This is a genomic window from Stenotrophomonas sp. 3diitr2024 (genome assembly GCF_042136455.1).
GTDB classification, from domain to species: domain Bacteria; phylum Pseudomonadota; class Gammaproteobacteria; order Xanthomonadales; family Xanthomonadaceae; genus Stenotrophomonas; species Stenotrophomonas sepilia.
Genome location: NZ_JBHHMJ010000648.1, coordinates 1 through 313 on the forward strand (window position 1 = coordinate 1; position 313 = coordinate 313).

Genomic DNA, 313 nt, shown 5'->3' on the forward strand with positions numbered 1-313 from the left:
GGCGGCCACTTTGGGTGAACCGGGAAATCAATGCCGCCGATGCCTTCGTGGCTGCATGGCTGCCGGGCTCGGAAGGCGCCGGAATTGCCGACGTACTGGCGGCGCAGGCCCGGCTGCGCCGCTTCCTGCTGCCTACCCCGCTGCACCATGCCGAGCGCTTCGGCACCTGGCTGAAGCTGGAGAACCTGCAGCGCACCGGGTCCTACAAAGTGCGCGGCGCGTTGAAGACCCCGAAGGATCAATGGGATCGTCGCTGCACGGTGCTGGACGTGACCGGCAACGCGGCCTCGGTGCGGCTGGAGACCCCGTGGTT

1 pseudogene is annotated in these 313 nt (G+C 68.1%); it reads left to right on the forward strand.

The features are described 5' to 3' along the window. Nucleotides 1–59: 59 nt before the first annotated feature. Nucleotides 60–313: pseudogene (locus ABGA94_RS16765) on the forward strand (hypothetical protein); the annotation flags it as partial.